The following is a 22,619-nucleotide window of genomic DNA, read 5'->3' as shown; positions in this document are numbered from 1 at the left end:
TACTTCCCATGCGGAGACAGTCCCCGCGACCACCAGTACGCCGACCCAGGCCCTGCTCCCCGGCACGCGCGGGATCATCCCTTCGCGACGCTGAAGGGGTATGGGGCGCTGTGTCCGTTTCGGTGAAGCTGGTGTGTGGATCGGGTAGGGGCCCATAGACTCGCTGGTCAGGAAGGCTGCTCCCCGCGCACGCGGGGATGGACCCTGGGCGAACACGCCCATCATCTGGCGCATGGCCTGCTCCCCGCGCACGCGGGGATGGACCCGCAGAGGCTGCCGAGGCGGAGCAGTGCCCCAACTGCTCCCCGCGCACGCGGGGATGGACCCCGCCGTGAGCACCAAGACCCGCACCCGCCGCACTGCTCCCCGCGCACGCGGGGATGGACCCAACGAAAACAGCAACTTCAGCCAGCCCGAGTCCTGCTCCCCGCGCGCGCGGGGATGGACCCGAGCACCAGGCCATGGGGGCCTCCAGGCGTGTCTGCTCCCCGCGCACGCGGGGATGGACCCTGCGGCAGGCGCAGGGCGTCGAACTCGCCTAGCTGCTCCCCACGCACGCGGAGATGGACCCGAACTGGCCACGGAGATGTCCGTGGTGCCCGTCTGCTCCCCGCGCACGCGGGGATGGACCCCCGCACGCCACGGCCAGGGACCACTCGCCGTGCTGCTCCCCGCGCACGCGGGGATGGACCCCGGCGGACCAGGTACACGCCCTCTTCGAGCTGCTGCTCCCCGCGCACGCGGGGATGGACCCATGACGCCCGGTCGGGAATACAAGGTTCAGGTCTGCTCCCCGCGCACGCGGGGATGGACCCCATCGCGATCCCCTTCCCCGTACGGTCCAGCGCTGCTCCCCGCGCACGCGGGGATGGTCCCTTCACCTTGGCCGTGTACTGCGGTTCGGTGGTCTGCTCTCCGCGCACGGGGATCGCCCCGATCGACATCGCAGCGCGCCAGCTCGCCGAGTGCCCAGGAACCCATGCCGGCGCGCGAAGGGTCGTTCAACTACTGGCACCAACGCAGCGTCCCGAGGACGTACTGGCCAGTACGAGGACGCTCCCTGCTGAGAAGCTCCCCGGCCTGGTAACAGGTGTTACCATTCGGTCATGGCGAAAACGCAAATTGGCGCCCGGGTGGATGCGGAGATCGCGGAGCTGGCTCGTAAGCGGGCTGCGGACCGTGGTATGTCGGTGGGCGACTACCTAGCTCATCTGGTGCTTGAGGACGCTAGCGGAATTCGGGCTCGGGCGATGGGAGCGGCGGAGCGCTTCCTCGGCGAGCACCAGGCTCTCTTTGATGAGGCTGAGGAGTCGGAGCGGACTGGGAAGGGTCGGCAGGCTGCCTGATGATCTTGCACATCGATGTGCCGTGGATCCTGCAAGTTGCTGAGATCGCTGGGGCTGGTGACCCGGCTCCGGATGACTACGGCGTTCCGGTCGCTGCCTGTGCCCGACATCAGGCTGAGATGCTGGACCAGCCGGTCTACGACGGCCCTTACGCGCGAGCTGCAGCTCTGGTCCACACGCTTGGGCGCTGCCGCTGGCTCGAGCGCTCCAACCTCGCCGTGGCCGCCGCGACTGGTGTCATGTACCTCGAGGCATCCGGCGTGTCGGTTAAGCCCACCGCCCAGAACGCATTCGCGTTGAGGGACCTTCTCCTGAACAGCGGATGTACCGCAGGTCAGATTGCCGCCGAACTGCGAACCTGGCCCACTACAACCTAACCGCCGCTCCCCGCGCACGCAGGGATGGACCCTTGTCATTCACTGTGCGCACGCCCGCACCCAGCTGCTCCCTGCGCACGCGGGGATGGACCTCCGGTTCTCATGTCGATGGGTGCGGCAAGGTTCTGCTCCCCGCGCACGCCGGGATGAACCGCCGGCGGTCTCCACGGTCCGGTTAGGGTTCCAACACCCTGCTCCTCGCGCACGCGGGAATGAACCCGTCGACTCTCAGGCCGCGGAGATCCGCGACGACTGCTCCCTGCGCACGCGGGGCTGGACCCGTCATCGTCGGGCTGAATATTTCGTGGTCGCCTGCTCCTCGCGCATGCGGGGATGGTCCGGCGCGGGGCGGCGGCCTCGGTGGCTGCGGCCCGGTGTGGCGCTCGAGCGGGGCTGGCGCATCGTCCCTGGGCGGGTGGTGTTTCTCGCACTCGTGGTTGTGCCGCTATGCCCGCGGTGCGGCTCAATCGGGCCTCGCGTCTACTTGCGTTACATAAAGCCAGATATGGGCGCTGTGTCCGTTTCGGCGACGCTGGTGTGTGAGTGGGATGGTGGCCCATAGACTCGCTGGTCAGGGAGACTGCTCCCCGCGCACGCGGGGATGGACCCTCGCCGCGAGGGAAGTCCCTGCCGTAGTGGCCCTGCTCCCCGCGCATGCGGGGATGGACCCAGAAAAAGCCCTCCGGACCTTAGGCAAGTCCTCTGCTCCCCGCGCAGGCGGGGATGGACCCTGTCCACCGAGGCGCCGGCCCCCCCGTCCGGCCTGCCCCGCGCACGCGGGGATGGACCCTCACCCAGGACGAGGACACCGTCCTGAACCTGCTCCCCGTGCACGTGGGGATGGACCCGAGCCGATCCTCGTGGTCTGCCCGGACTGCGACCGTTCCCCGCGCACGCGGGGACGGCCCCCTCGGTACAGGGGCCCATCATCCGATCGATGCCCTGCTCCCGCGCGTGCTGGGATGGCCCCCAGGCCCACCACCAAGTGGTCGAGGTTGGTGCGGCTGACCCCGAAGCGTGCGGGTTCGCAGAATCCTGGACGTGGTGCGGCCGGAACATGGGCGAGAAGCGGCAATTCGAGGGGGTGTCCCCCGCGCGTTAATGCCCGGCAGGTCGCGAAAGGTCCGCTTGAGCATGGTGCTGGTAACGGGTGGGTGCTCGTCGTGCATCGCGCTCTGCTGGCTGACCAGCAGGTAGTGCATGGACCCCGACGGCGGCCGGTTCTGCCGCTCCACCGCTTCCGTGATGCTCGGATCCACCCGGCGCGGCGGCGCGATTTTCTGGTGCGCGGCAAGCGCGCGGCGATAGTCCTCGCACGCCGCCTCCCGGCGTCCTCATCGGGATCTTGGGGGCGGCCAGGGCGACGTCGGCCGGGTCTGGTGCGGGGGCGGTGCCGGGCGGCAGGATCCGCAGGGAGCTCACGGCGGTGCGGCCCGCCGCCTTGTTGGCAATCTCGTTGACCCGGGTCTGCTCCGGCTGGCTTTCGTCGCCCAGGTCGTCGGCTCCTGGCACACGGTGAGCGGCCGGAGGCCGGGTCGAAGCAGACGGCGGCGACGTGCCCGGCCAGGTCGGGATGGCCTCCCACCGCTCCCGCAGCGTGGCGCTGGCGGCCGGGAGCTTTCAAGCCCGCTCGGCACCAGGGCCCCGGGCACGTCGCCCAGGCACATCGGGTCGTGCCCGTCGCGCCGTGCCGGCCGTGCCATGCGGTGCGGGGCTTCAGCTGCGCGCGGCCACCTTCTTGCGCGCCGCCTCCATCGCGGTCCGCAGGGCGACCCGGGCCAGGTTGACCCCGGATACCTCGCCGTCGCTCATGCCTGCCCCCAGGTGGTGTGCCCGAGGACCAGGTGGTGCGTGTCCGAAAGGCGCTGCGCTTCGTCGACCAGCTGGTTGCTGAACAGGCGCCTTGCGGACGTCTCGCCGTAGCGGTCGATGTGGTCGAAGACGACCTGGTGGTCTTTCATGCCCCGCACCCGCCAGTCGCGGACCTGTTCGCGGGTCAGCTCCTCGAGGACCAGCTCCTGGTTCTCGTCGACCTCGGTGGGCTTCGGCTCCGAAGCAGGTACGACGGCGGCCGGGCGGGGCGCGGGCAACACGACCGGGGCCACCGGCGCGGCCATGACCTCAGGGGGCAGCTGCGCGGCCGCGGATTCGCCGACCTTGGCGGCATCTGCCTTCCGGGCGCGGACCTGCTCCCACTCGTACGCCTTCGCCCACGCCTGGGCCGTCACCTCCTGGTGCAGCCGCTGCTCGGTCGCAGCCCGGCGCTCAGTCTCGGAGGCGTGTGGCATCGCCGCGTCGAAGGCGGCCGCCACCGCGCGGCGCTGGGCCTGGCGATCGGCCTGGCGGTCCTCGCAGCGCGGGCAGTCCTGCCCGGAGTCGAGAAGTACCCGGTCATCACACCGTGCGTCGCCGCACTGCTGACGCTGCGGCAGGGCCAGGCCGATCAGCCAGCCCACTGGGTCCTTGATCGGTCCGGCCAGCCGCATCTGGTCGGCCAGACGGCGGGCGAGCCGGCCGGCGAGGACCCGCGGGCCGTCAGCGCGACCGGCGAAGCCGACCACGCGGGCCAGCTCGCTGCGGGCGGCGGCCGCCACCAGGCGCCGGGCGGCCGGACGCTCCAGCCGCGCCCAGACCAGATCGACCGGAGCCAGGACGGCCCGCAAATCCTCCGGCGGCAGAGGCACCCTCCCCCGCTGCTGTCTGCCCCGACCTCCGCCGTACACGACCTGCACCGAAGCGCCAGCGGCCGACCCGCGGCCGGGCTTTTCGATGCTGATCGACGGGAACTTCTTCGGCTGTGCCCCGCGCAGCGGGTCGCTGTCCTCGCGCACGCACGCGCGGTCCGGCAGATCACAGTTCCCACCACGGCCTTCGCCGGAAGAGCCACCAGAGAGAGCGGGGGGAGAGACTGGAGTAACCAGGGGAGGGTGGTCAGTGTGAAGGGTTGCCGCAACGTCGGGGTCTGCAACATTAGCCTCAACCGGCACCAGCACGCCGCTGACCTGCGGTTCTGTCGCCCTCTGCGGCGCCTGACCAGGCACTGCCGTAACGTCGAGGTCTGAAAACTCGGGCTTCAGGGCCTCCGCACGGTACTCCCAGACGTCGTCGGTGACCGTGCGACCGTGCGCGGCGGCGACCGCCGGCACCATCAGCCGCGACCGGTGCGCCAGCCCGGAACCCGTCTGCAGACGCACCCGCAGCACCAGCTCCCGGGCCGCCAGACGCTCCAGCACCCGCTCCCCCGCCGCCGCCGAACAACCCAGCAGCCGGGCCATCGTCGCCGCCGCACGACCGCGCTTGGTATCCACCGCCCCGCCGCACTGCCGCACCCGACCGTCTTCCCGCGCCTCGAGTACCAACAGCAGCAGCGCCAGACGGTCCGTCGCCGCGCCCCGACCGGTACGCAGACCAACCAGCCCGGCTGGGGTGACGCGACCGTCCCGGTGCGTCCAGCCCGGCGCCATCACGGCCTGCAGCAGCCGCCAGAAGGTGGCGTACTCCTTCTTCGCCAGATTCAGCGGGTGCCCGACCACCCCATGAGCCGCACACAGCGGCAGCACCCGGCAGTTCAGGCCGGCGTCCTGGCCGTACTCGCCCTCCGCCGTCTCCACCGACACCACGCCCGAGCGGCGCAGCCCTGGCACCACCGCAGACGCCGTGTACGACGCCGACAGCCCGAGCCACCGGCCCAGCTCCGACGTGCGGATCTCCACCACGCCCTTCTCCGACGGCGTCCGCGACGCCAGCACCAGCACCGCCAGACGCACCGCGTCCGACGCACCGTCCAGGCCCGCCGCATCCAGAAGGGTGCGCACCGCACCACCCAGACGCGCACGAGCTTCCCGACCGAGGGACAGCGGATGACCCGCGGACCGCTCAAGGACCGGACCGGCCTGTGCCGGGACCGACCGCAGCCGACGGCGCGATGCCCCGCCGGCGGGCTTCGTGCGGGGGCGCGGGAGCGCGGCGGCCGGTGCCGCTGCGGCGCTCATCGGCCCACCGCTGTGGCCAGAGCTGCGGGCACTGCGAGGAGCGAGGTCATCTTCGTCATCGGGCTGGTGTACTCGCCAAAGCGGACACGTCCCTGAGCAGCAGCAACGCGCGATTCGTCATCCACCCGCTGACCCTGCACGAGACGGCCTGTGGGCAGAGCCCGCTGACCCCGGATCACATACCGCGCTCCCGCACGGCGGGCTGGAATCTTGGAACCCGTCCCGCCACACGGGACGCCAGCCTCGCGGACGCCACCGTCGACGGAGTTGTCGACGGTGGCGTCCGCCAGGAAGTGCACGAGTGGGTCGACAGGCACTACGACCGCGCCCGGCCGGCCCGCTCCCAAATCGCTGCTCTTGTGGCTTCCTACCAGAAATGCCGCTTCCTGTTCAAACTTGATGAATGGGGAGAAAGTGGACAGCGGTTTCGTCACACGGGACGAGTGAAAGCCGCAAACCACTCTGAAACGGGCAGCCCTCGACTTTTCAGGGGACACTAGATCGGGCACTATGGCGGGGACACCAACTCTCATATGCGAGCCGGACCGTCCCGCGCGAAACGGGAAGGGCCGACGAGTGGATGCGGGTGACAGCCCCCTCCGTGAGGAGCGGGCGCCGGACGAGAAGGGCCTCCTTGGTCTCTTGTCGGACGGGTAGTGCGGACAGCCCTCGGGCTGGTCGTGCATGGTCCCGACGGCCTGCGAAAGCCGGCGGTACCGGGTGCAGGAGCCTCTTTGCGAGAGAGGTGACTGCTGTGGTGCTGGTCCTCACGGACCGGTTTGTGCGAGATGAGCCAGCTCGATGAGCTGGAGCCCAGAACCGGGTGCGAACCGGAGACTGGGCGGCCGACACGGGTTGCGAATCCGGTCGGCGAGACGGGCCGCGTGGCCGTAGTGGATTGCGAGTCCACTACCTGGCGCGCGGCCGGTGGCGGCTACGTCACCCCGGCCCCCTTGATTCCGAGGCTGGCGTCGGCATGCCCTCATCCGACTTCGCGGCTTCGGGATACCGCTCCGCGAGCCGGTTGAGCAGGTGCATGTAGACAGCGCGGTGCGGACGTCGGGGGTGGGTATGCCCCAGCTCCCAACGCGCCACGGCAAGACGCTTCACGCCCACGGCCTCTGCGACCTCCTGCTGCGTGAGGCCGGCTGCGAGGCGCAGCTTCGCGCGCACAGATGGCGGCGGCAGGACGTCGTCCACGAGGGCGTCGACCCGCTTCAAGCGGTCCGGGTCGGTCACGGCGCAGCCTTTCAAGATCGATGATTCCCTGAAAGATACACGATGCGATCTCCGTCCGGGAGTGGACATCACCGTGAGCCTCGTGCCGCACGATGCCCGATAGGGTCCGTGCACGTGGCCCGCCTCGCGTTTTTCGATCTGGACGGCACGCTGGCCGACCGACAGTCGGCGCTCAGCGACGCCTTGACTCGCCTGTGCCGTGCCCGTGCGCTCTCCCCAGATGCCGAACAGTGGCTTCGCACCGAGCTGGTCGACCGCGCGACGGTCGGCGACTTCGCCCGGCTGCGGGAAGCGTTCGGCTTGGAGGCGTCGGCTGCGGACTTGTGGCAGGAGTACGTCGACCTCATGGCGGCCGCCGTCACCTGTCGCCCCGAGGTCCTCGAGGGCCTGGCTCGCCTGCGCGCGGCTGCATGGACGATCGGCGTCATTACCAACGGGGCTGGCGACATACAGCGCGCCAAACTCGCCGGGACCGGCCTCGCCTCCCTGGTCGACGGCGTCGCCGCCTCGGGCGACCTGGAGATCCGCAAGCCGGACCGGCGCCTCTTCGAACTCGGGGCCACCCTGTGCGGCGTCAGCCTCGCGGACGGCGGCTGGATGGTCGGCGACAACCCAGCCGGAGACATCGGCGGCGGCCACCAGGCCGGCCTGCGCACCATCTGGCTGCGCGGACGCCCCTGGCCCGACGGACTCCCCGCCGCGCACCACGTCGTCGACGACGTCACCGACGCCATCACCATCCTGCTTGCAGAGACGGAGTAGCACAGTGGACCAGCCGACCGTCGGCATCCTCCACCCCGGCAGCATGGGCGCCGCCGTCGCAGCCTGCGCCGCGACCAACGCAGCCCAGGTCCTGTGGTGCGAGGCCGGACGTAGCCCCGCGTCCGCCGCGCGCGCCGCCCGGTTCGGCCTGACGCCCGTGGGCACGCTAGCCGAACTGCTCGACCGCAGCGATATCGTCATCAGCCTCTGCCCGCCAGCCGCAGCCGAGGACTTGGCGGCTGAGACTGCCTCGTACGGCTTCGGCGGCTGGTTCGTTGAGGCGAACGCCATCTCACCCGAGCGGATGAGGCAGGTGGAGAATCTCCTGTTTCCGGGAGCAAAGGCCGTCGTTGACGGCGCCGTCATCGGCTCCCCGCCGACTAACGGCAAGACCGCAACGCTGTACCTATCCGGGGCGCCCGCAGCGACCGACCGGATCCGGGCGCTCTTCACTGGGACGCCCATACAGACACATGTCCTGGGAACCGACGCCGGCCAAGCGTCCGCGCTCAAACTGTCGTACACCACCTTCCAGAAGGCGAGCCGCGTGCTCGCGGCGCTCGCAACCGGGATGGCCCGCGAACACGGCGTCGACCAAGAGCTCATCAAGGTCGCCTCGAAGCGCACCGCCTCGTACCTGGCTGAGCCCGAATACATCCCCAAGGTAGCGGCGCGCGCCTGGCGCTGGGGCCCGGAGCTGGAGGAAGCCGCTGACACGCTCGCTGCGGCCGGCCTCCCACCGGAGATGCTGCGCGCGGCCGCGTCCACGCTGGCACGGTGGCATGATGCCAAGGACGACCGCGAACTCAGTGTCGCTGACGCCTTGGAGCAGCTCGCCCAGCCGTAGCCCGCACTCATGCCCTCGCCGCTCCTGCCCGCCGAATCATCTGGTCGATGAGCCGTGCCGACTTCTCCGGCGAGGTGTCCGCCGTGTCCACGGTCAGGTCCCAGACCATGGCCGGGTGCGCGTTCAGGTCCTCGCGGGTCGCGTCCCACGCTGCCACGCGGGCCGTCGTGTCGGCGTCGCCCCGGCTCTGGGACCGCTGAGCGGTCACCTCGCGCGGGCACCACAGCAACACCACCGTCCAGCAGGCCGGATAGCCGTCGACCAGAGCGCGAATGCCGTCGATCTGCCCGAGGTGCACCACCGGCATCCCGGCCGCGAACGCCGCGTCGAGACCGGGACGGTCGATGACGTACGTGTTGCCGTACCGAACGTTCGCGTAGACGACGCCGCCCGCGGCCTCCAACTCGCGCAGCTGCTCAGCTGTACCCATCCGGTAGCCGGCCGACTTGCCTGCCCCTACCTTGAGCCGCGCGAACTGTGCGTACCGCGAGTTCAGTTCGGTGAGCGCGACGGTGACGGTGTCTTTGCCCGTGGCCGGCGGTCCGTAGAGGATCACGCCTTGCTTCTCCGTCACGCGTACATCGCCCCCATCGCTTGCCGGGCCTGGTCCGCCAGCGTCACCGCAGTCCCCAGCCGGTTGTCGACGATTAGGTGCGGCACCGCCGGGCGCAGCTCGAGGTCGATCGTGGCCATGTACTCGTCCCACCGCTGGAGCTTCCACGCGTCCCGGGCTGCTGAGCGGAATCCGATGTACTCGCGCATCGACTCTTCGTCGCAGCGCACCCACACCGGGAAGACGTCGACGCCCATCGAGCCCGCGCGGTTGGCCAGGCGCTGCATCCAGTCCGGGTCGGTCATCTCTGAGATAAACGGCGCGGTGAGCACGGTGGAGATGCCGCACTTGACGTTGGCCATGGCCGACTGCATCAGGCAGTCGTACTCCACGGGCCGGACCTTCTCGCGGTAGAGCTCGGTGTGCCGGTCGTTCGCGTCACCGCCCAGCGCGATTAGGAGGCGCTCCACGAGCGGGCGGGTGAGCGGGTCCTTGTCGAGTAGAGGCCAGCCGGTGAGCTGAACGAAGAAGCGGGCGAGCTCGGTCTTGCCGCTGCCTGCGAAGCCGCCGACCAGGATGAGTACAGGACGGTGAGGGTCGCCGCCCGTGTGTCGGCGCTTCCACGCGTCGATGATCCGCTGCTGCAAGTCGAAGTGGTCGACTTCGTCCGAGCCCGGAGCGATGCGATGAATGGCTCGCTCAACAGCCAAGACGTGCGAGCCGTTGAGGCGGTCGTCCATCGGCGTGAGCTTGAAAGACGTCTCCTCTCCCGGCAGCGCGGCACGGAACCCGAGGTCCGGCTCGGTCGCGCGGTAGAGCAGGCAGTAGGCACGCCGGTAGTGCGGGCCCGGGTAGACCTCCCCCTGCTCGTGCTGCCACAACGTCTGGGGGTTCGCAGCGGGAATGCCCTTGAGCTTGGCTCGCTCAGCGACTTCTCGGAGTCGCTCGCCGGCCTTCTCCAAGGTCAGGCCGTGGGCCTCGCGCTGCTTCCGCAGCCGGTCCGGCCTCCACCCAGCTCGCTGCTTCCCCACCCTCTGCCCCTCCGTCATCGTCATGGCCGCGAGCCTAGGGCTCAGGCCGCAGATCGCATGTGTACGCGGATGCTGAAAACGTGTGAATGGCGGTGCGTACAGGCTTGGACAAGCCCTTGTGATGGTTCGTCCCGCCTGGCCCGAGTGTGATGGCCCTCACGAGATCATCCGACGGGAGGGACACCATGGCACGTGAGGTGCTATCAGCGGTCGTCGTCAGCATCTCCGTCGTCATCAGCGAGTCGGGCACTCGCGTGGCGTCGGATGGAGTAGCCGATCTCGAACTCCTCGGCGCTCATCCGGGTGTCGTTCAGCTCGACGACCTCGCCGTTGGCGCTGGTCGTGACTCGTACGACACGCAGGAGCGGAACACCAACGTCTGCTGGGAGGTTCAGCGCCTCCGCCTCTTCGGGCGAGGGCATCCGGGCGGAGACACCTTCGCTCCAGCGGAGGGGGCGGTGGCCCATCTCCTCCAGGCGGTCATAGATGCCTCCGTGCCCCGTGTCGGCCTCCGCGAGCCGAGTTCCTCGAGCGAGGTCGGCCGGAAGATAACTGGTCGCCAACTGCTTCGGCTTTCTGCTCTCGGGGTCGCCCATCACGCGGTCACGAACGAGGACTTCGGACCCGGTAGGGAGGCCCATGAGGCCAGCGAGATCAACCGGCACGATGCCCCAGCGCAGGGTGGGCGGCACCAAGGCTACCCACGGCTGGGCAGTCGGATCGAAGTAGTAACCGATCTCATCGCGGAAGACCTGACGGGACCGGGTAATGCGCCGCTTCTCAGGGCGCTCTCGCACGATGGTCCCTCGGCGGCGCACCGCGACGACCAGACCCTCTTGTTCCAGGAGCGAGATGGCGCTTCGCACAGTCTGGTAGCCAGCGCCGTACTGAGCTTGGAGCTCGGTGAGCATCGGCAGCTTGTCGCCCGGCATGTATCGCCCCTCGCTGATCTGCTGTCGCAGGTCAGCGGCGATGTCGCGATACGAGACGGGCATCGGAGCCACCTTTCAGAGTGCTGCGCGGGATCTGATTCTAGGGCTAGCTCTATCAGGCGGCGATGTGCGACAACCGATCGACATCAATAGAGCTATCGCTATTGACTCGATGGCCCGCCGTGGCCTCTACTAGGCAATAGCGATAGCTCTAACGCTCCGTTGAGCAGGGGTTACGCCCCCTGTGTTACCGCAAGACCGCAGCAGTCGTCCGCCCTTCGGGGCGGCGGGGTAGTTCTCGGGTTCGCCCGGGACGCGAGAGCACCATCGAACTCCCCCGGAGCCTGACGGCACGACAACTGCTTGCACGTCGCAGCGCTGTGCGCTGTCTGTCCTGCGGGACGCCGGCCTTGTGCCGTGCGGCCTGGAGGGCGGAGAGAGCATCGCGACCCGCGCCCCGCCACTCCGTCCATGAGGAGTTCCGATGTCTGCTTCGACCCTTGAGCGCACCGCCCGCCCCCGGAAGAGCCGGACCCGCTCCCGTACCGTCAGCGCCCGCCCCGCGCTCGCCCTCTCCACCCTCAAGCCCAACCAGTACGACCTGCGCCCCGCCTGCGCGTCGCTGGTCTGCCCCGACTGCGAGACGTGGGTGCCGATCACCGGCCTCCAGACCAAAAACCCCAAGGTGGTTCCGCACGACACCGGCCGCGCGTTCGAGGCCCCGGCCGTCCGCTGCCGCCTGGGCAGCAACCGCTTGGTCACGGTCGACGTGTCGGTGAAGAAGTGGCAGGAGCGCCTGGAAGGCGGTCACGCGGAGACCGGTCACCGCCGCAGGACCACCGTGCGGCGCAAGCCCAAGGTCGCGGTCGCCCCGGCCGTCAGCCAGATCGCCGCACAGAAGCAGGCGCCGGCCGGTGACGAGCCCGGCGACGGTCGCCCCCTGTGGCTGCTGCGCAAGAAGCAGTGGGCGGCGACCGCGTCGGCGGTCCGCGACACCGACACCCGTCGCGCGCAGCTGCCCGACGGTGACGCGCCGCTGGGCGCGCCGCCGGTGCCGCTCAAGACGCTGCACCCCGAGCGCCGCGCGAGCTGATCCGCTTCGGACGAACGACCACGGCCCCGGCCGCCCCTCTGACGGGGTGGCCGGGGCCGTGGCTGCTCGTACGACAGCCAATACGGCGACAGCCCCGGCGACTTGAGACCCCCGGGGCTGTCCAGGACCCGATTGGAGACCTGATGCCTACCAGCATCGCACGGAACGACGGCGACTCCGACCCGATCATGGACGAGGCCCTGCGCCGCGTCCGCGAGGGGCGGTGACCGGCATGGACTGGCGTCACAACGCGGTCTGCCGCGAAGAGGACCCGGAGCTGTTCTTCCCGATCGGCAACACCGGCCCGGCGCTCCTACAGATTGAGGAGGCGAAGTCGGTGTGCCGCCGCTGCCCGGTCATGGAGCAGTGCCTGCAGTGGGCGCTGGAGTCCGGCCAGGACGACGGCGTGTGGGGCGGGCTGTCCGAGGACGAGCGGCGGGCCATGAAGCGCCGCGGCGCCCGGAACCGGGCCCGGAACGCGAAGGTGACGGCATGACGGACGCCGACCACAAGCGCTTGGAGGACGACCTCCGCCGGACCAACTCCGATCACGACTTCGGCCGGCGCTCGCGTGGCTGAGTCGCTGTACGACCGCTACATGAGGGCCGCGGCTGCCAGCCGCGCGCACGGCGAGACCTGCACCAGGTGCTCGCCCGGCGCGCGGTGCGCCGCTGGCCAGGGCCTGTACGAGTCGTTCGCCCGGCTCCAGGACGCCTACGTCGCCCAGCAGAAGAAGCGGCGAGGCTGACCGCCCGGCGGGACGGAGACCCAACTCCCCACCCGCCGGGCCTGTTCGACCAGGCCGGTCGCCCGCAGGACGGGCGGCTGGCCTTCCGCACGCCTCCAGCCCGGGAGACCATCTCGGGCTTCCCCTGTAGGAGAGCCCATGCGTAGCAGCACCCCGCTCGACACCGCGACGACCGTCGGCACCACCCGGCTGCCGGACTCGCTGTGCACGCACAACCCCACGTGCCCGACCGCCGACAGCCTGGACCGGGAGGCCGCGCACGTCGTGGCCGCTCACCCGGAGCAGGGCTGGAGCCTGCTGTGCAACGCCGTCGTGGTCTTCGAGGACACTGGCGAGCTGCTCCCCGACGGCCAGGTCATCGCCCCGCACCGGCCGCTCGCGGCCCTGGCCTGACGGCTGCCTGATCCGCCCGCACCGACCGCTTCGGCGGCCGGGTCGGGCGGTGACTGGGAGCCGGACAGTCCGGACCACCTGAGCCGCCAGGAGTTGCCGTGCGTAACAGCACCCAGAGCACCACCCCCGCCGTCACGTTCCAGCGGGGCCAGTACGTCCTGTACCGCGACCCGGAACTGTTCTGGACCGGGCAGTCCCGCCACACCTTCGTCTGCCGGATCGACCGGATCTGCGTGGGCGGCGTCACCTACGACCTCACGCCGCTCCCGTCGGGCCGCCCGATCTACGCCGCCGGCCGGGACTACATGCGGCTGCTTCCTGCCGTGGACGCGATGCGCGACATCGACAGCGCGCCGCTGAACAGTGACGGCGCGGCCGACGGCATGACGGCGGCCGCCATCGCCTGGCTCACGCAGCAGCACGCGACCGCCAACCAGCGGCCCGAGCTGCCTGAGCAGCGCTGACCACCTGCTCCACGCTGACGGCCCTCCGAGTCCCTGGCATTAGAGCTGCCGGGGCCTCGGAGGGCCTGGTCACGACCCTACCGACCGACGCCGACCCGCGGTGACCTCTTGCACGAGGCGCCGGAAAGAGAGGACACCCCCGTGGCCAGCACCACCACCCGGCGCAGGCGGAAGCCCGCCCCGGCCGCGAAGCCCCGAGGCGCCGGACGTGCCAAGGTGCCGACGCCGCCGGCCACCATCCCCGCCGAGGCCGCCGCTCCTGAGGAGACCGTGCCGCGGGTGTTCGAGGAGGCCGAGCCGGTCTGGGCCGACGCCGCCGACCGCGCCGCCGACCTTCGGGACCTGGCCGCCGACGACGCCGCGCGCATCCTGACCGACGGCGAGCAGCGGGCCGCTGAACTGCTGGACGGCGCGCGGACCGAGGCGGCCTCGATCACCGAGGCGGCCGCGGCCGAGCAGGGCCGCCTTCTCGCTAACGCGGCGGCCGGCGCCGACCGGATCCGCACGGAGGCGGCGACCAGCGCGGCCGCCGAGGCCGACCAGGTCCTGGCCGATGCCGAAGCGAAGGCCGAGCAGCTGCTCGCCGACGCCCGCGCGGAGGCCGACACCATCACGGCGACGGCGTCCGGCAACGCCGACCAGGTCCTCGTCGAGGCCAAGGCGTCTGCCGAGCAGCTGCTCACTGACGCCCGCCGCAAGGCGGGGGAGGTCACTATCACGGCGGCTGCGCAGGCTGACGAGGTGCAGGCGCAGGCTGCGCAGGCCGCCGCCAAGGTCCTCGCCGACGCGGAGACGAAGCGCAACGAGCTGCTCGCGGCTGCGGAGCGCACTGCGGCGGAGACCCGTTCCCGCGCCACCACCGACGCCGAACAGGTCCTGGAGCGGGCGCGAGGCGAGGCCGACCGGATGCGCGAGAGCGCGGACGGCCAGGCCGCGCAGGTGCGGGCCGGGGCCGAGAAGGCCGCGGCCGGCCTTCGCGCCGACGCCGAGCGTGCCCTGGACGACGCCCGCACCTCGGCTGAGGAGCTGCGGGTCGCCACCGACAAGGATGTCGCCCGGCTGCGCGAGCAGGCCGATACGGACGCGAAGACGGCCCGGGAGGCGGCGGCCAAGGCCGCGGCCGATCAGGCCGCCGCCGCGCGAGCCTGCGCCGAGGCCGAACGGGTCCTGGAGGCGGCGACGCAGCGCACCGTGCAGCGGGCCCGCCGCCGGGAGATCAAGGCGGAGTCGCGCGCCAAGCGACGCAAGGTCCGCAACGACGCCCGGCCCGTCGGCGGGGTGCCGCCGCTGTCCGGGCAGGAGCTGGTGCTGGTCGTCGCGATCGTCCTGGCGGCCGCGACCGTCTCCACCCTCGGCCTGCTCTCCTCCTACACCGCGCTGGAGACCAAGGCGACGGGGTGGGGCTGGGAGTGGCCGTGGCTGCTGCCGGTCGGCATCGACGTCGCGATCCCGGCCTTCACCGGCGCCAACCTGATCCTGATCCGAATGGGGATGGAGCTGCGTTGGATCCGCTGGGTGCCCCGCGCGCTGACGGGGGTGACCGTCTACCTGAACTGGCAGGCCGCCGAAACCCCCGGCGGCCGGCTGGGGCACGCCGCCCTCACGTTGCTGTGGGTCGTCTTCTCGGAGATCGCCTCCCACGTGTACGCCACGAGGATCGGCGCGGTCACCGGCAAGAAGCGGATGGAGACGGTGCGCCGATCCCGCTGGATTCTCGCCCCGATCCCCACCGCCCGGCTGCGCCGCCGGATGGTGCTGTGGGAGATCACCTCCTACGACGAGGCGCTCACCCGCCTCCAGGAGGAGACCTGGCTGCGAGCGCGGCTGCGCGAGGAGCACGGTCTGCTGTGGCGGTGGAAGGCTCCGCTGGAGCAGCGGATGACGCTCAAGCTCGGTACGGCGCCCGCCGCGCTCGCCGACACGCTCACCCCCGATGACGCTCACACCATCGAGCGGGCGGAGGAGAGCGGCGACGCTCACGACGCTCACCCGGAACTGAGCGCGCTCGCCTCCGGGAACGCCGACGGTGAGCGTGAGCGTCCGGCGCTCACCTCGGGCGCTCACCACGGTGAGCGCAACGCGGAGGGGGACGACGCTCACCGAGCGGACAGCCCCCGCACGCGCAGCGAGCGGGACGCGCTCACCGAGCGCCGCCACGACCGTATCCGGCTCCTCTACACCGAGCTCGGGCGCCGCCCGCAGTGGACGGAGATCCGCGACGCGCTCACTGAGGCGGGCCTGTCCGACGAGCCCGTCTCCCGCCCGACCGCCCAGCGCCTGCGTGAGCAAGTCGAGGAGAGCGCCCAGGACGCCCTGGTGAGCGCGAAGGCGAGCTCCCCGGCGAACGCCTGAGCGTCCCACCCCCTGCACAGCACCTGCCGCTCATGGTCGCCGCCGGCTCGCGCCCACGCTCCCGAGCGTGAGCGCGAGCCGGTGACGGCCACGGCCGGCAGGCCGCTCACCCGCGCCCGCCCCGAGCGGGCGCGGGACAGCTCGTACCGAACACGGACTCCCTCCATCCCCAACCCCCAAGACCTGGAGGTCTTCTCGCATGAACAGCACCGACCCGAACCACTCCCCTCTGCGCGACGTCGCGCAGAACCCGGAGGCAACCGCCCGGTATCTGGCCGACGTTCAGCGGGTCCTGCTGGACATCGGCAAGAACCTGGAGACCCTCGCGCACGAGACCCGCGTGCACCTGCGCGACACGCACGTGGAGGGCGACCGCTGGTACCACGCCAGGCTGCGTGCGATGCCCGTGGAAAAGTCCCTCGGTCAGGTTCTCAGGAACCTGAACAACCTCACCCAGGGCCTGGAAAAGAGCGCCTATAAGCGCCGCGCCCACGACGAGGCCGTGGTGAATACAGCCAAGGAAAGGAAGGAAAAGGAGCTGGAAAAGTGGCGGAAGAAGAACCCGCAGCCGCTCCAGGCCGCGCCGAATCCGCCCCAGGAGGGTGCGCAGGCGCTCGGCTATGGTGGCCCCACGTCGATTTTCGACCTGGGTAACAGGGAGTCGGCGTGACGCGCCCCCTCACCAGCGTCGAACGCTCGATTCAAGGGCGGAACACCTGGTTGCAGGGAGAGGAGCGCAAGGCGATCGAAAGTCGCGGCGAGATGGGTCGGATGGAATTCTGGCTCCGCGTTACTCGGTCTCGAATCGCCAAGGACGTCAAAGCCGGGCGCAATGACGTCATCCCCGGATTCACCAGCGTGTGCCGCCTGTTCCAGCTCGCGATCGACAAGCGGGCCGAGGGCGACGCGAGGCTGTGGAACCACCTCATGCAGTACGCGCAGCAGGTGCTGGAGCAGCACGGCCCGCGTAACTGAACGTCACCAACGAAGGCCCCGCCGGGCTCCGGCGGGGCCTCGCGCGCGTAAAGCGTGCACACGTGCACGTGCACGCGCGTGCACACGAGACCCCACTGTCTGTCAAGTCCCTGGAGGGAGGTGCACCGTGTCCGACGTGGACGATCCGAACGGGATCCTGGTCCGCGGCCCGTGGAGCGGTGATTCCACCTACGCGCCGCCGCCGGTCCCGAATTTCGCCGACACCATTGTGTCGACGGAAGACATTCCGGAGGCTCCGCCGGAGTCCCCGGAGGAGACCACGATGGAGTTGCCGCCGATTCCGGTCGCACCGGACCCGGAATTGGCGCTGCGTTCGGAAGGAATTACGGCTTCGGCAACCGAATGTGATGAAGGCGAGTATGAGGAAGGCGAATACGTTCAGCCTCGTTCTCTCGCTGACCGTCTCGGTGACTGGCTGGAATTCCGGCTGGAAAGGGCGCGGGCGCTCCATGAGGGCGAAGCGCCTTTCCGTGAGGCCGAAATAGCGCGTAAGGCCGCGCTGATCGAGGGTCGCACCGCGCAGGAAGTCGCGATGATGGAGCAGAACGGAAAGCTCCACGCCGCGATCATGAAAGCGAAGGGCGACAAGGCGGCGGCCCGTGGAAAGGCCGAGGCCGACCGCACGAAAGCGTCCAGCTCTGGCCTGGGGGCGGACAAGGGCCGCTCGAAGGCCGGCGGTGGCGGCGGGTCCTCGCGTGGCGGTGGTGGCACGGGGCCGTCCCGTACGAACTCGAGCCCGGGGCCGAACCGGCCCGGGTCGTCGCGGGGCTCCAACTCCGGCGCTTCCGGAAGCCGTTCGGGGTCCGGGTCGACCGGTGGCGGCGGTGGCGGCAAGAAGGGCCCTGAGCGGGCCTCTGGCGGTCACACGGCCGGTTCCGGGCGCAACGGGTCGTCCGGGGGCTCGAAAGGCTCTCACGCGGGCTCTGGCGGCTCCGGCCGCAGCGGCAGCTCGAAGGGCGACGGCGGCGGCCGGGCGGATCGCGGCCCGGCGTCCAGCGCCCGTGCCGAGCGGGCCCGCGGCCGCCAGGAGCGCGCCGCCGGCCGGCAGGCCGGGCGGCAGGAGCGGCGCAGCGCCGGTCACACCGCTGGCCTCGGTGACCGGTCCAAGGACCGCGACCAGGCCCGCGCCAACCGGCAGCAGGCGTGGGAGGACCGGCGTGCGAAGCGGCAGGAGCGCGATGCGGCGCGGAAGGCGAAGCGGGAAGCCGCGGCGTCGTCCGGGCCGGATCGCGTCACCTTGGGCCAGGCCGTCGCTGAGGAAGCCCAGCGCCGCTTCGACAAGCGGCGGGCCGACGCGAAGGCCGCCGCCGACGCCAAGGACCCCAAGGACGCCAAGGCGGCCGGCACCGAGAAGGTGAGCCTGACCAAGGACAAGGACAAGGGGACCGGCAGCAAGGACGAGAAGGCCGCCAAGGACGGCTCAGGCGGGGCCTCCAGCGCCACGAAGGACGACCCGGCAGGCGCTGGCAAGGAGACTCAGGGTGGTGACGGGGCGTCTGACGGCTCGAAGAAGCGGCGCCGTTTCCGGCGGCGCCGCACCGGCGCGGGCCGGACCGGGGGGCGCGGACGCGCTCGCCGCACCGGCCGGACCGGGCGTGCGGGGAGCGGTCGTACGGGCCGGTCCCGGCGGCGCGGGCGTACGGCGGACAGCCCGTTCGGTGAGGAGGACTCCACCCCGACGGTGGAGTGGCCTGACCACGACACCCGCCCGCCGAAGCGCCCTGCCGCGAAGGGCGAGGACGACATCGTCGACGCCGCCATCGTCCCCGACGCGCCCGCGGCCGTCACGACCGGCGTGAAGGGCCTGCCGCCCGCGCCGGAACAGCACACCGCACGGCCCGGCACCAGCCGGCCCACGAGCACGGAAGGGAGCAGCGTGAGCGGCTCGGGAGTCAGCAGGCCGGCCGGGCAGGGCAATCTCGCCGCCCAGCACCGGACGGACATCACGTTCGACGAGTACCTGATGGGCATGGCGAACATCGCGCTGAAGGCCGCCTCCGATCAGGAGAGGGCCGAGGCCCTGATGCAGGCCCTCGGCAAGGTCGCCGACGCCTTGCGGGAGATGGCCGCCGACCTGGTCGGCGACCACAACGTCGACACCAAGGTCACCGACCTGATCGCGGACCTGGCCGACTCCGCGGCCCGCATGAAGGGACAGGCGGAGAAGTGCGCCGAGATGTGCGGCATCGCCAAGGAGGCCGCCGCTCTCGCCGCCGTGATGGTCGCCCGCGTCTACGGCGAGGACATGGCCGCCAAGGAAGACGCCGGTCTCGCGCACGCCTCTGCCGCCGCCCACCACGACTAGACCCAGGAGGAACCCCGCTGATGAGCGATCTCACGCCCCGCAGCACCGGTGCGGCGCCCGCCCCGGCCGACGGCGACAACCGGTACAAGGCCGTCCAGGCCAAGCTGGACAAGCTCGGCAAGGCCATGGACGACGCCACCCTTGAGCTGGAGTCGCTGCTCCGCAGCATGCAGGCCAACGCCAGCGACGCCGGCGACATGGCCCAGGACATCGCCAACGCCCACCTCGACCCGAAGTTCGTGGCGCTCACGAACGCCGTGGAGGCCGCCCTGGTCGGCGCCGCCCGCGAGGTCCGCACCCTGTCCGACACCGCACAGGAGACCGCCGGCCTCACCCACCAGACCCGGCAGACCCACGCCAAGCTCTACGGCGCGCTGGACGACATCCGCTCGGGCAGGCGCGAGAAGACGCCCAAGCCCGGGTTCTTCAGCCGCTGACCCCCCTCCCCCACCCCCTCCCGCCACGGGCGGCCCCGCACACCAGCGGGGCCGCCCGTGCTCGTTCCGCGAAGGAGAACGCCGGTGACCACGCCGCGCAGCGTCGCGCTCGAACGCCTCGCCTACACCCTCGCCGCGCCCGTGCTGGCCGTGGCCCCGAACCTCTACCCCGACAGCCCCGTCGACTCCGTCGTGCAGCTGGCCGGCGCGGCCGGGATCGGCGGCATCATCCTCGCCGCCAAGAGCGAGGAGACCGGCGCCGGACGCAAGATCCTGCGCTGGGCCCCGCTGGTCCTGGCCGCCGCCGTCGACGTCGCCGCCAAGAACACCGTCGGCTGGGGGCCGTACTGGCTGGACGGCCTGCTCGCCGCCGGATGGGCGGCGGCCGGCCTGCTGGTGCTGCCGTACTCCCGGCACGCCCGCCGCCGTCACCGCCCCGCCCTCGCCGCCCCCGTCCCGCAGCCGGCGCCCGCCGAGGCCGCTCCCGAGCCGTCACCGGCGCTCCCGGACGACGGTGCGGACCCGCTCACCCGGGAGGCGCGGATGCTGTGGGAGCGCGCCGGGATGCCCGCCCGCACCCACGTCGTCAAGGCCACCCGGCACCCCGGCATGCGGCACGACCTCACCCTGCTGCTGCGGGCCTCGGAGACCGGACGGCCGATCACCGGCCTGTCCCCGGAGGCCGTCGGCGCGGCCTTCGGGGTGCCCGCGGCCGACGTCATCCTCGCGGACGTTCCGCTCCAGCCCGGCCGCCAGGGCGGTCCCGGCTGGATGGAGGCCAGCATCACCCCCGAGGCCAACGTCCGGCGGCGTACCAAGCCGACCGACGCCGAGCGCTGGGTGGACCGGGTGGCCGGTCCCAAGGGCGGGGCCCCCGGCTCCGTCCTGGTCCACCGGACCCGCGACGACGAGCGCGGGGTGACCTTCTACCGGGCGAAGATGGCCGACTCCACCGAGACGCCGCGCATCGACCTGGCCAAGGTCTGCCGCGGCCTGGGCCTGCCCGAGGACGACTCCTGCGTCTTCGTCCTCATCGACGGCTCGGAGTTCCTGATCAGCGCGTTCGACACCCCGCCGCTGTCGCAGATTTTCCCCGCGACCCGCGAGCTGCTGACCCCGGACGCCAAGGGCATGTACGTGTGCGGGTTCACCATCACCGGCCAGCCGGTCAAGACGATGGTGTACCAGCACGACAAGAACGCCCCGGCCCACGGCCTCACCCTCGGCGTCAGCCGGTCCGGCAAGACGCAGTTCTTCGCGATCCACATGGCCGCCCAGTCCCTGGACGGCCAGGTGGTGTGGCTGTCCACCGTCCGCAAGGACGAGAAGACCACCGTCCTCGGCCGGTACATCGACCGGCAGGGCTCGAACGCCCTGTGGATGGCCCGCTCCCTGCGGGCGGCTCTGGCGCTGTGCGAGATCCGGGCGGAGATGCCCCGGCCGCACGACGGGCAGCCGCACGACTACAAGCCGGGCGACCCGCGCTGCCCCTACCGGCAGCTCAACGTGTACGCGGACGAGTTCATGACCGCCGCCCAGGACGCCGACTTCGGCGAGTTCATCCAGAAGGACGGCGAGGACCTCACGGTCACCGGCCTGAAGTACGGCATCGGTTTCAACCCGGCCGGCCAGAGCCCGTTCGCGCACAACGGGTTCTCCACGGAGATGAAGGACAACCTGCGGCAGAACAGCAGGCCCGTGATCTTCAACATGGGGTCGCCCGGCGCCACCCGCAAGGCCGCGGAGGGCACGATGGAGAACGCCTTCGACGTGCCGACCATCCCGGCCCGCTACTCCCGCACCGAAGGCTCCGCGATCGAGCGGGCCATGCGCGGCGAGGCCGACCCGGAGAACGGCGTCTCCACCGGCGGCGTCGCCGTCATCGTCCTCGACAACGGCCGCGCCGTCCTGATGCGGTCGCTGTACGCGGACTTCGACACCGACCTCACCGAGCTGTTCCCCGACGAGGTCAACCGGCTCACCGACTACGAGATCGAAGAGCTGACCAAGCGGGGCCTGTGGTTCGACTGGAACGAGCCCGTCAGGCCGGGCGAGTTCTGGCCCGAGCCCGAGGAAGGCGACGACGGCGAGGGCAAGACCAGCCGCCGCGGCGGCGGTGGCGGCAAGGGCGGCAAGCGGGGCAGCCGCCGTGCCGAGCCGCAGGTCACCTCGCCCCGTCAGGCGCTGGAGGCCATCAAGAGCCTCACCGACGCCTGACCCCACCCACCCATCCCTGGGGCCGGTCTGCCCGAGCACGGCCGGCCCCACCCCGACCCCGACCCCGACTCCGAAGGAGCACCACCCACCGTGGCCCTCTCGATCTCCGCCGCCGCACTGCTGGGCATCATCGTCCTCGTCAGAGGCGGCTACGTCCGCGTCGGATCCGCGCTGGCCTGCACCCTGTTCGGCTTCACCCTCGCCGCGACCGGCCTGGCCCCCGCCATCAACAACGGCCTCGCCTCGCTCGCCGGACTGATCTCCAGTCTCTGACCGAGCCCGCCCGGCTTCATCAACTCGCAGTAAAACGCCGGTATCTGGCGCATGCTCTTGTCGGGCCCCACCACGATCACGGGGGAAGGGACAAGGGCATGGCACACCTGCACTTCACCTGCTGGGACTGCGGCGAGGACTGCATCGTGCACGGCGAAGGCTGTGACTGCTGCGACCTGGTCGACGTTCCCGCCGAATGGGACTGCTGGAACTGCGGCGCGCTGAACTACACACCCGACGACTAGGTTCTGTCTCTTTGGTC

The 22,619-nt window shown here is 71.0% G+C and carries 22 protein-coding genes and 1 CRISPR repeat array; of the genes, 17 read left to right on the top strand and 5 right to left on the bottom strand.

Annotation, left to right across the window (positions count from 1 at the left end; all coding sequences use genetic code 11):
- Window positions 1–176: 176 nt before the first annotated feature.
- Window positions 177–876: a CRISPR direct-repeat array (repeat unit 29 nt; unit sequence CTGCTCCCCGCGCACGCGGGGATGGACCC).
- Between the two features lie 230 nt (window positions 877–1,106).
- Together A4V12_RS23135 and A4V12_RS23130 are read left to right on the top strand one after the other, a co-directional pair.
- The gene (locus A4V12_RS23135) at window positions 1,107–1,346 is read left to right on the top strand and encodes a hypothetical protein (protein WP_064071336.1); all 240 of its coding nucleotides are present in this window, start codon (window positions 1,107–1,109) and stop codon (window positions 1,344–1,346) included.
- Window positions 1,346–1,723 (top strand): hypothetical protein, encoded by a 378-nt coding sequence (locus A4V12_RS23130; protein ID WP_064071335.1) that lies wholly within the window; start codon window positions 1,346–1,348, stop codon window positions 1,721–1,723. The genes A4V12_RS23135 and A4V12_RS23130 overlap by 1 nt, the downstream gene beginning before the upstream one ends.
- 1,808 nt (window positions 1,724–3,531) lie before the next feature.
- Here A4V12_RS23130 and A4V12_RS39095 read toward each other — a convergent pair.
- Both A4V12_RS39095 and A4V12_RS23120 read right to left on the bottom strand, forming a co-directional pair.
- The gene (locus tag A4V12_RS39095; protein WP_064071334.1) at window positions 3,532–5,538 is read right to left on the bottom strand and encodes a hypothetical protein; all 2,007 of its coding nucleotides are present in this window, start codon (window positions 5,536–5,538) and stop codon (window positions 3,532–3,534) included.
- Between the two features lie 1,116 nt (window positions 5,539–6,654).
- Entirely contained in the window at window positions 6,655–6,954 is a 300-nt protein-coding gene (locus tag A4V12_RS23120; protein ID WP_064071333.1) for a helix-turn-helix domain-containing protein, read from the bottom strand.
- A 114-nt stretch (window positions 6,955–7,068) separates the two neighbouring features.
- On the opposite strand from A4V12_RS23120, the gene A4V12_RS23115 reads away from it, so the two are divergent.
- Together A4V12_RS23115 and A4V12_RS23110 are read left to right on the top strand one after the other, a co-directional pair.
- The gene (locus tag A4V12_RS23115) at window positions 7,069–7,716 is read left to right on the top strand and encodes an HAD family hydrolase (protein WP_064071356.1); all 648 of its coding nucleotides are present in this window, start codon (window positions 7,069–7,071) and stop codon (window positions 7,714–7,716) included.
- Between the two features lie 4 nt (window positions 7,717–7,720).
- Window positions 7,721–8,563: an NAD(P)-dependent oxidoreductase gene (locus tag A4V12_RS23110; protein ID WP_079137274.1), complete on the top strand. Its 843-nt coding sequence runs from the start codon at window positions 7,721–7,723 to the stop codon at window positions 8,561–8,563.
- Window positions 8,564–8,570: 7 nt separating this feature from the next.
- On the opposite strand, the gene A4V12_RS23105 is transcribed toward A4V12_RS23110, so the two are convergent.
- The 3 genes from A4V12_RS23105 to A4V12_RS23095 form a co-directional block, all read right to left on the bottom strand.
- Window positions 8,571–9,137, bottom strand: coding sequence for a phosphotransferase-like protein (locus A4V12_RS23105; protein ID WP_064071332.1), 567 nt, complete (start codon window positions 9,135–9,137; stop codon window positions 8,571–8,573).
- Window positions 9,134–10,171, bottom strand: a complete 1,038-nt coding sequence (locus A4V12_RS23100) for an AAA family ATPase (RefSeq protein ID WP_064071331.1) — start codon at window positions 10,169–10,171, stop codon at window positions 9,134–9,136. Before A4V12_RS23100 ends, A4V12_RS23105 begins: the two co-directional genes overlap by 4 nt.
- 179 nt (window positions 10,172–10,350) lie before the next feature.
- A complete protein-coding gene (locus tag A4V12_RS23095) occupies window positions 10,351–11,142 on the bottom strand; it encodes a GntR family transcriptional regulator (RefSeq protein WP_064071330.1) in 792 nt (263 codons plus the stop codon).
- Window positions 11,143–11,563: 421 nt separating this feature from the next.
- Between A4V12_RS23095 and A4V12_RS23090 the strand changes: the two genes are divergently transcribed.
- From A4V12_RS23090 to A4V12_RS37645, 13 genes are all read left to right on the top strand, one after another.
- The gene (locus A4V12_RS23090; RefSeq protein ID WP_064071329.1) at window positions 11,564–12,172 is read left to right on the top strand and encodes a hypothetical protein; all 609 of its coding nucleotides are present in this window, start codon (window positions 11,564–11,566) and stop codon (window positions 12,170–12,172) included.
- 232 nt (window positions 12,173–12,404) lie between these two features.
- Complete coding sequence (locus tag A4V12_RS23085; RefSeq protein WP_064071354.1) at window positions 12,405–12,668, top strand: WhiB family transcriptional regulator; 264 nt, start codon at window positions 12,405–12,407, stop codon at window positions 12,666–12,668.
- A 75-nt stretch (window positions 12,669–12,743) separates the two neighbouring features.
- Entirely contained in the window at window positions 12,744–12,920 is a 177-nt protein-coding gene (locus A4V12_RS37650) for a hypothetical protein (protein WP_159028916.1), read from the top strand.
- A gap of 201 nt (window positions 12,921–13,121) precedes the next feature.
- The gene (locus tag A4V12_RS23080; RefSeq protein WP_064071353.1) at window positions 13,122–13,313 is read left to right on the top strand and encodes a DUF5999 family protein; all 192 of its coding nucleotides are present in this window, start codon (window positions 13,122–13,124) and stop codon (window positions 13,311–13,313) included.
- Between the two features lie 98 nt (window positions 13,314–13,411).
- Window positions 13,412–13,777, top strand: a complete 366-nt coding sequence (locus A4V12_RS23075; protein ID WP_064071328.1) for a hypothetical protein — start codon at window positions 13,412–13,414, stop codon at window positions 13,775–13,777.
- Between the two features lie 141 nt (window positions 13,778–13,918).
- Entirely contained in the window at window positions 13,919–16,129 is a 2,211-nt protein-coding gene (locus A4V12_RS23070; RefSeq protein WP_064071327.1) for a DUF2637 domain-containing protein, read from the top strand.
- Window positions 16,130–16,328: 199 nt separating this feature from the next.
- On the top strand, window positions 16,329–16,799 hold the full coding sequence (locus A4V12_RS23065; RefSeq protein WP_064071326.1) for a hypothetical protein: 471 nt from the start codon (window positions 16,329–16,331) through the stop codon (window positions 16,797–16,799).
- Window positions 16,796–17,104, top strand: coding sequence for a hypothetical protein (locus A4V12_RS23060; RefSeq protein ID WP_064071325.1), 309 nt, complete (start codon window positions 16,796–16,798; stop codon window positions 17,102–17,104). Before A4V12_RS23065 ends, A4V12_RS23060 begins: the two co-directional genes overlap by 4 nt.
- A 553-nt stretch (window positions 17,105–17,657) precedes the next feature.
- Window positions 17,658–19,430 carry a hypothetical protein gene (locus tag A4V12_RS23055; RefSeq protein WP_064071324.1) on the top strand — a complete coding sequence of 591 codons (1,773 nt, stop codon included), beginning with the start codon at window positions 17,658–17,660 and terminating at the stop codon, window positions 19,428–19,430.
- Between the two features lie 20 nt (window positions 19,431–19,450).
- Complete coding sequence (locus A4V12_RS23050) at window positions 19,451–19,867, top strand: hypothetical protein (protein WP_064071323.1); 417 nt, start codon at window positions 19,451–19,453, stop codon at window positions 19,865–19,867.
- 84 nt (window positions 19,868–19,951) lie between these two features.
- Window positions 19,952–22,084 (top strand): hypothetical protein, encoded by a 2,133-nt coding sequence (locus tag A4V12_RS23045; RefSeq protein ID WP_064071322.1) that lies wholly within the window; start codon window positions 19,952–19,954, stop codon window positions 22,082–22,084.
- A gap of 90 nt (window positions 22,085–22,174) precedes the next feature.
- A complete protein-coding gene (locus A4V12_RS23040; protein ID WP_064071321.1) occupies window positions 22,175–22,357 on the top strand; it encodes a hypothetical protein in 183 nt (60 codons plus the stop codon).
- Between the two features lie 98 nt (window positions 22,358–22,455).
- The gene (locus A4V12_RS37645; RefSeq protein WP_159028915.1) at window positions 22,456–22,602 is read left to right on the top strand and encodes a hypothetical protein; all 147 of its coding nucleotides are present in this window, start codon (window positions 22,456–22,458) and stop codon (window positions 22,600–22,602) included.
- The last annotated feature ends 17 nt before the right edge of the window (window positions 22,603–22,619 follow it).

The organism is Streptomyces noursei (assembly GCF_001646665.1).
GTDB lineage: Bacteria > Actinomycetota > Actinomycetes > Streptomycetales > Streptomycetaceae > Streptomyces > Streptomyces lavendulocolor.
The sequence above is the reverse complement of the archived record's forward strand: the minus strand, read 5'-3'. Positions and strand labels throughout refer to the sequence as shown.

What these genes read in the sequence shown, in the direction of transcription:
- A4V12_RS23135 (WP_064071336.1), top strand. Translation starts at nt 1,107, where the DNA reads ATGGCGAAAACGCAAATTGGCGCCCGGGTGGATGCGGAGATCGCGGAG.
- A4V12_RS23130 (WP_064071335.1), top strand. Translation starts at nt 1,346, where the DNA reads ATGATCTTGCACATCGATGTGCCGTGGATCCTGCAAGTTGCTGAGATC.
- A4V12_RS23100 (WP_064071331.1), bottom strand. Translation starts at nt 10,171, where the DNA reads ATGACGATGACGGAGGGGCAGAGGGTGGGGAAGCAGCGAGCTGGGTGG.
- A4V12_RS23095 (WP_064071330.1), bottom strand. Translation starts at nt 11,142, where the DNA reads ATGCCCGTCTCGTATCGCGACATCGCCGCTGACCTGCGACAGCAGATC.
- A4V12_RS23090 (WP_064071329.1), top strand. Translation starts at nt 11,564, where the DNA reads ATGTCTGCTTCGACCCTTGAGCGCACCGCCCGCCCCCGGAAGAGCCGG.
- A4V12_RS23085 (WP_064071354.1), top strand. Translation starts at nt 12,405, where the DNA reads ATGGACTGGCGTCACAACGCGGTCTGCCGCGAAGAGGACCCGGAGCTG.
- A4V12_RS23065 (WP_064071326.1), top strand. Translation starts at nt 16,329, where the DNA reads ATGAACAGCACCGACCCGAACCACTCCCCTCTGCGCGACGTCGCGCAG.
- A4V12_RS23055 (WP_064071324.1), top strand. Translation starts at nt 17,658, where the DNA reads ATGATGGAGCAGAACGGAAAGCTCCACGCCGCGATCATGAAAGCGAAG.
- A4V12_RS23050 (WP_064071323.1), top strand. Translation starts at nt 19,451, where the DNA reads ATGAGCGATCTCACGCCCCGCAGCACCGGTGCGGCGCCCGCCCCGGCC.
- A4V12_RS37645 (WP_159028915.1), top strand. Translation starts at nt 22,456, where the DNA reads ATGGCACACCTGCACTTCACCTGCTGGGACTGCGGCGAGGACTGCATC.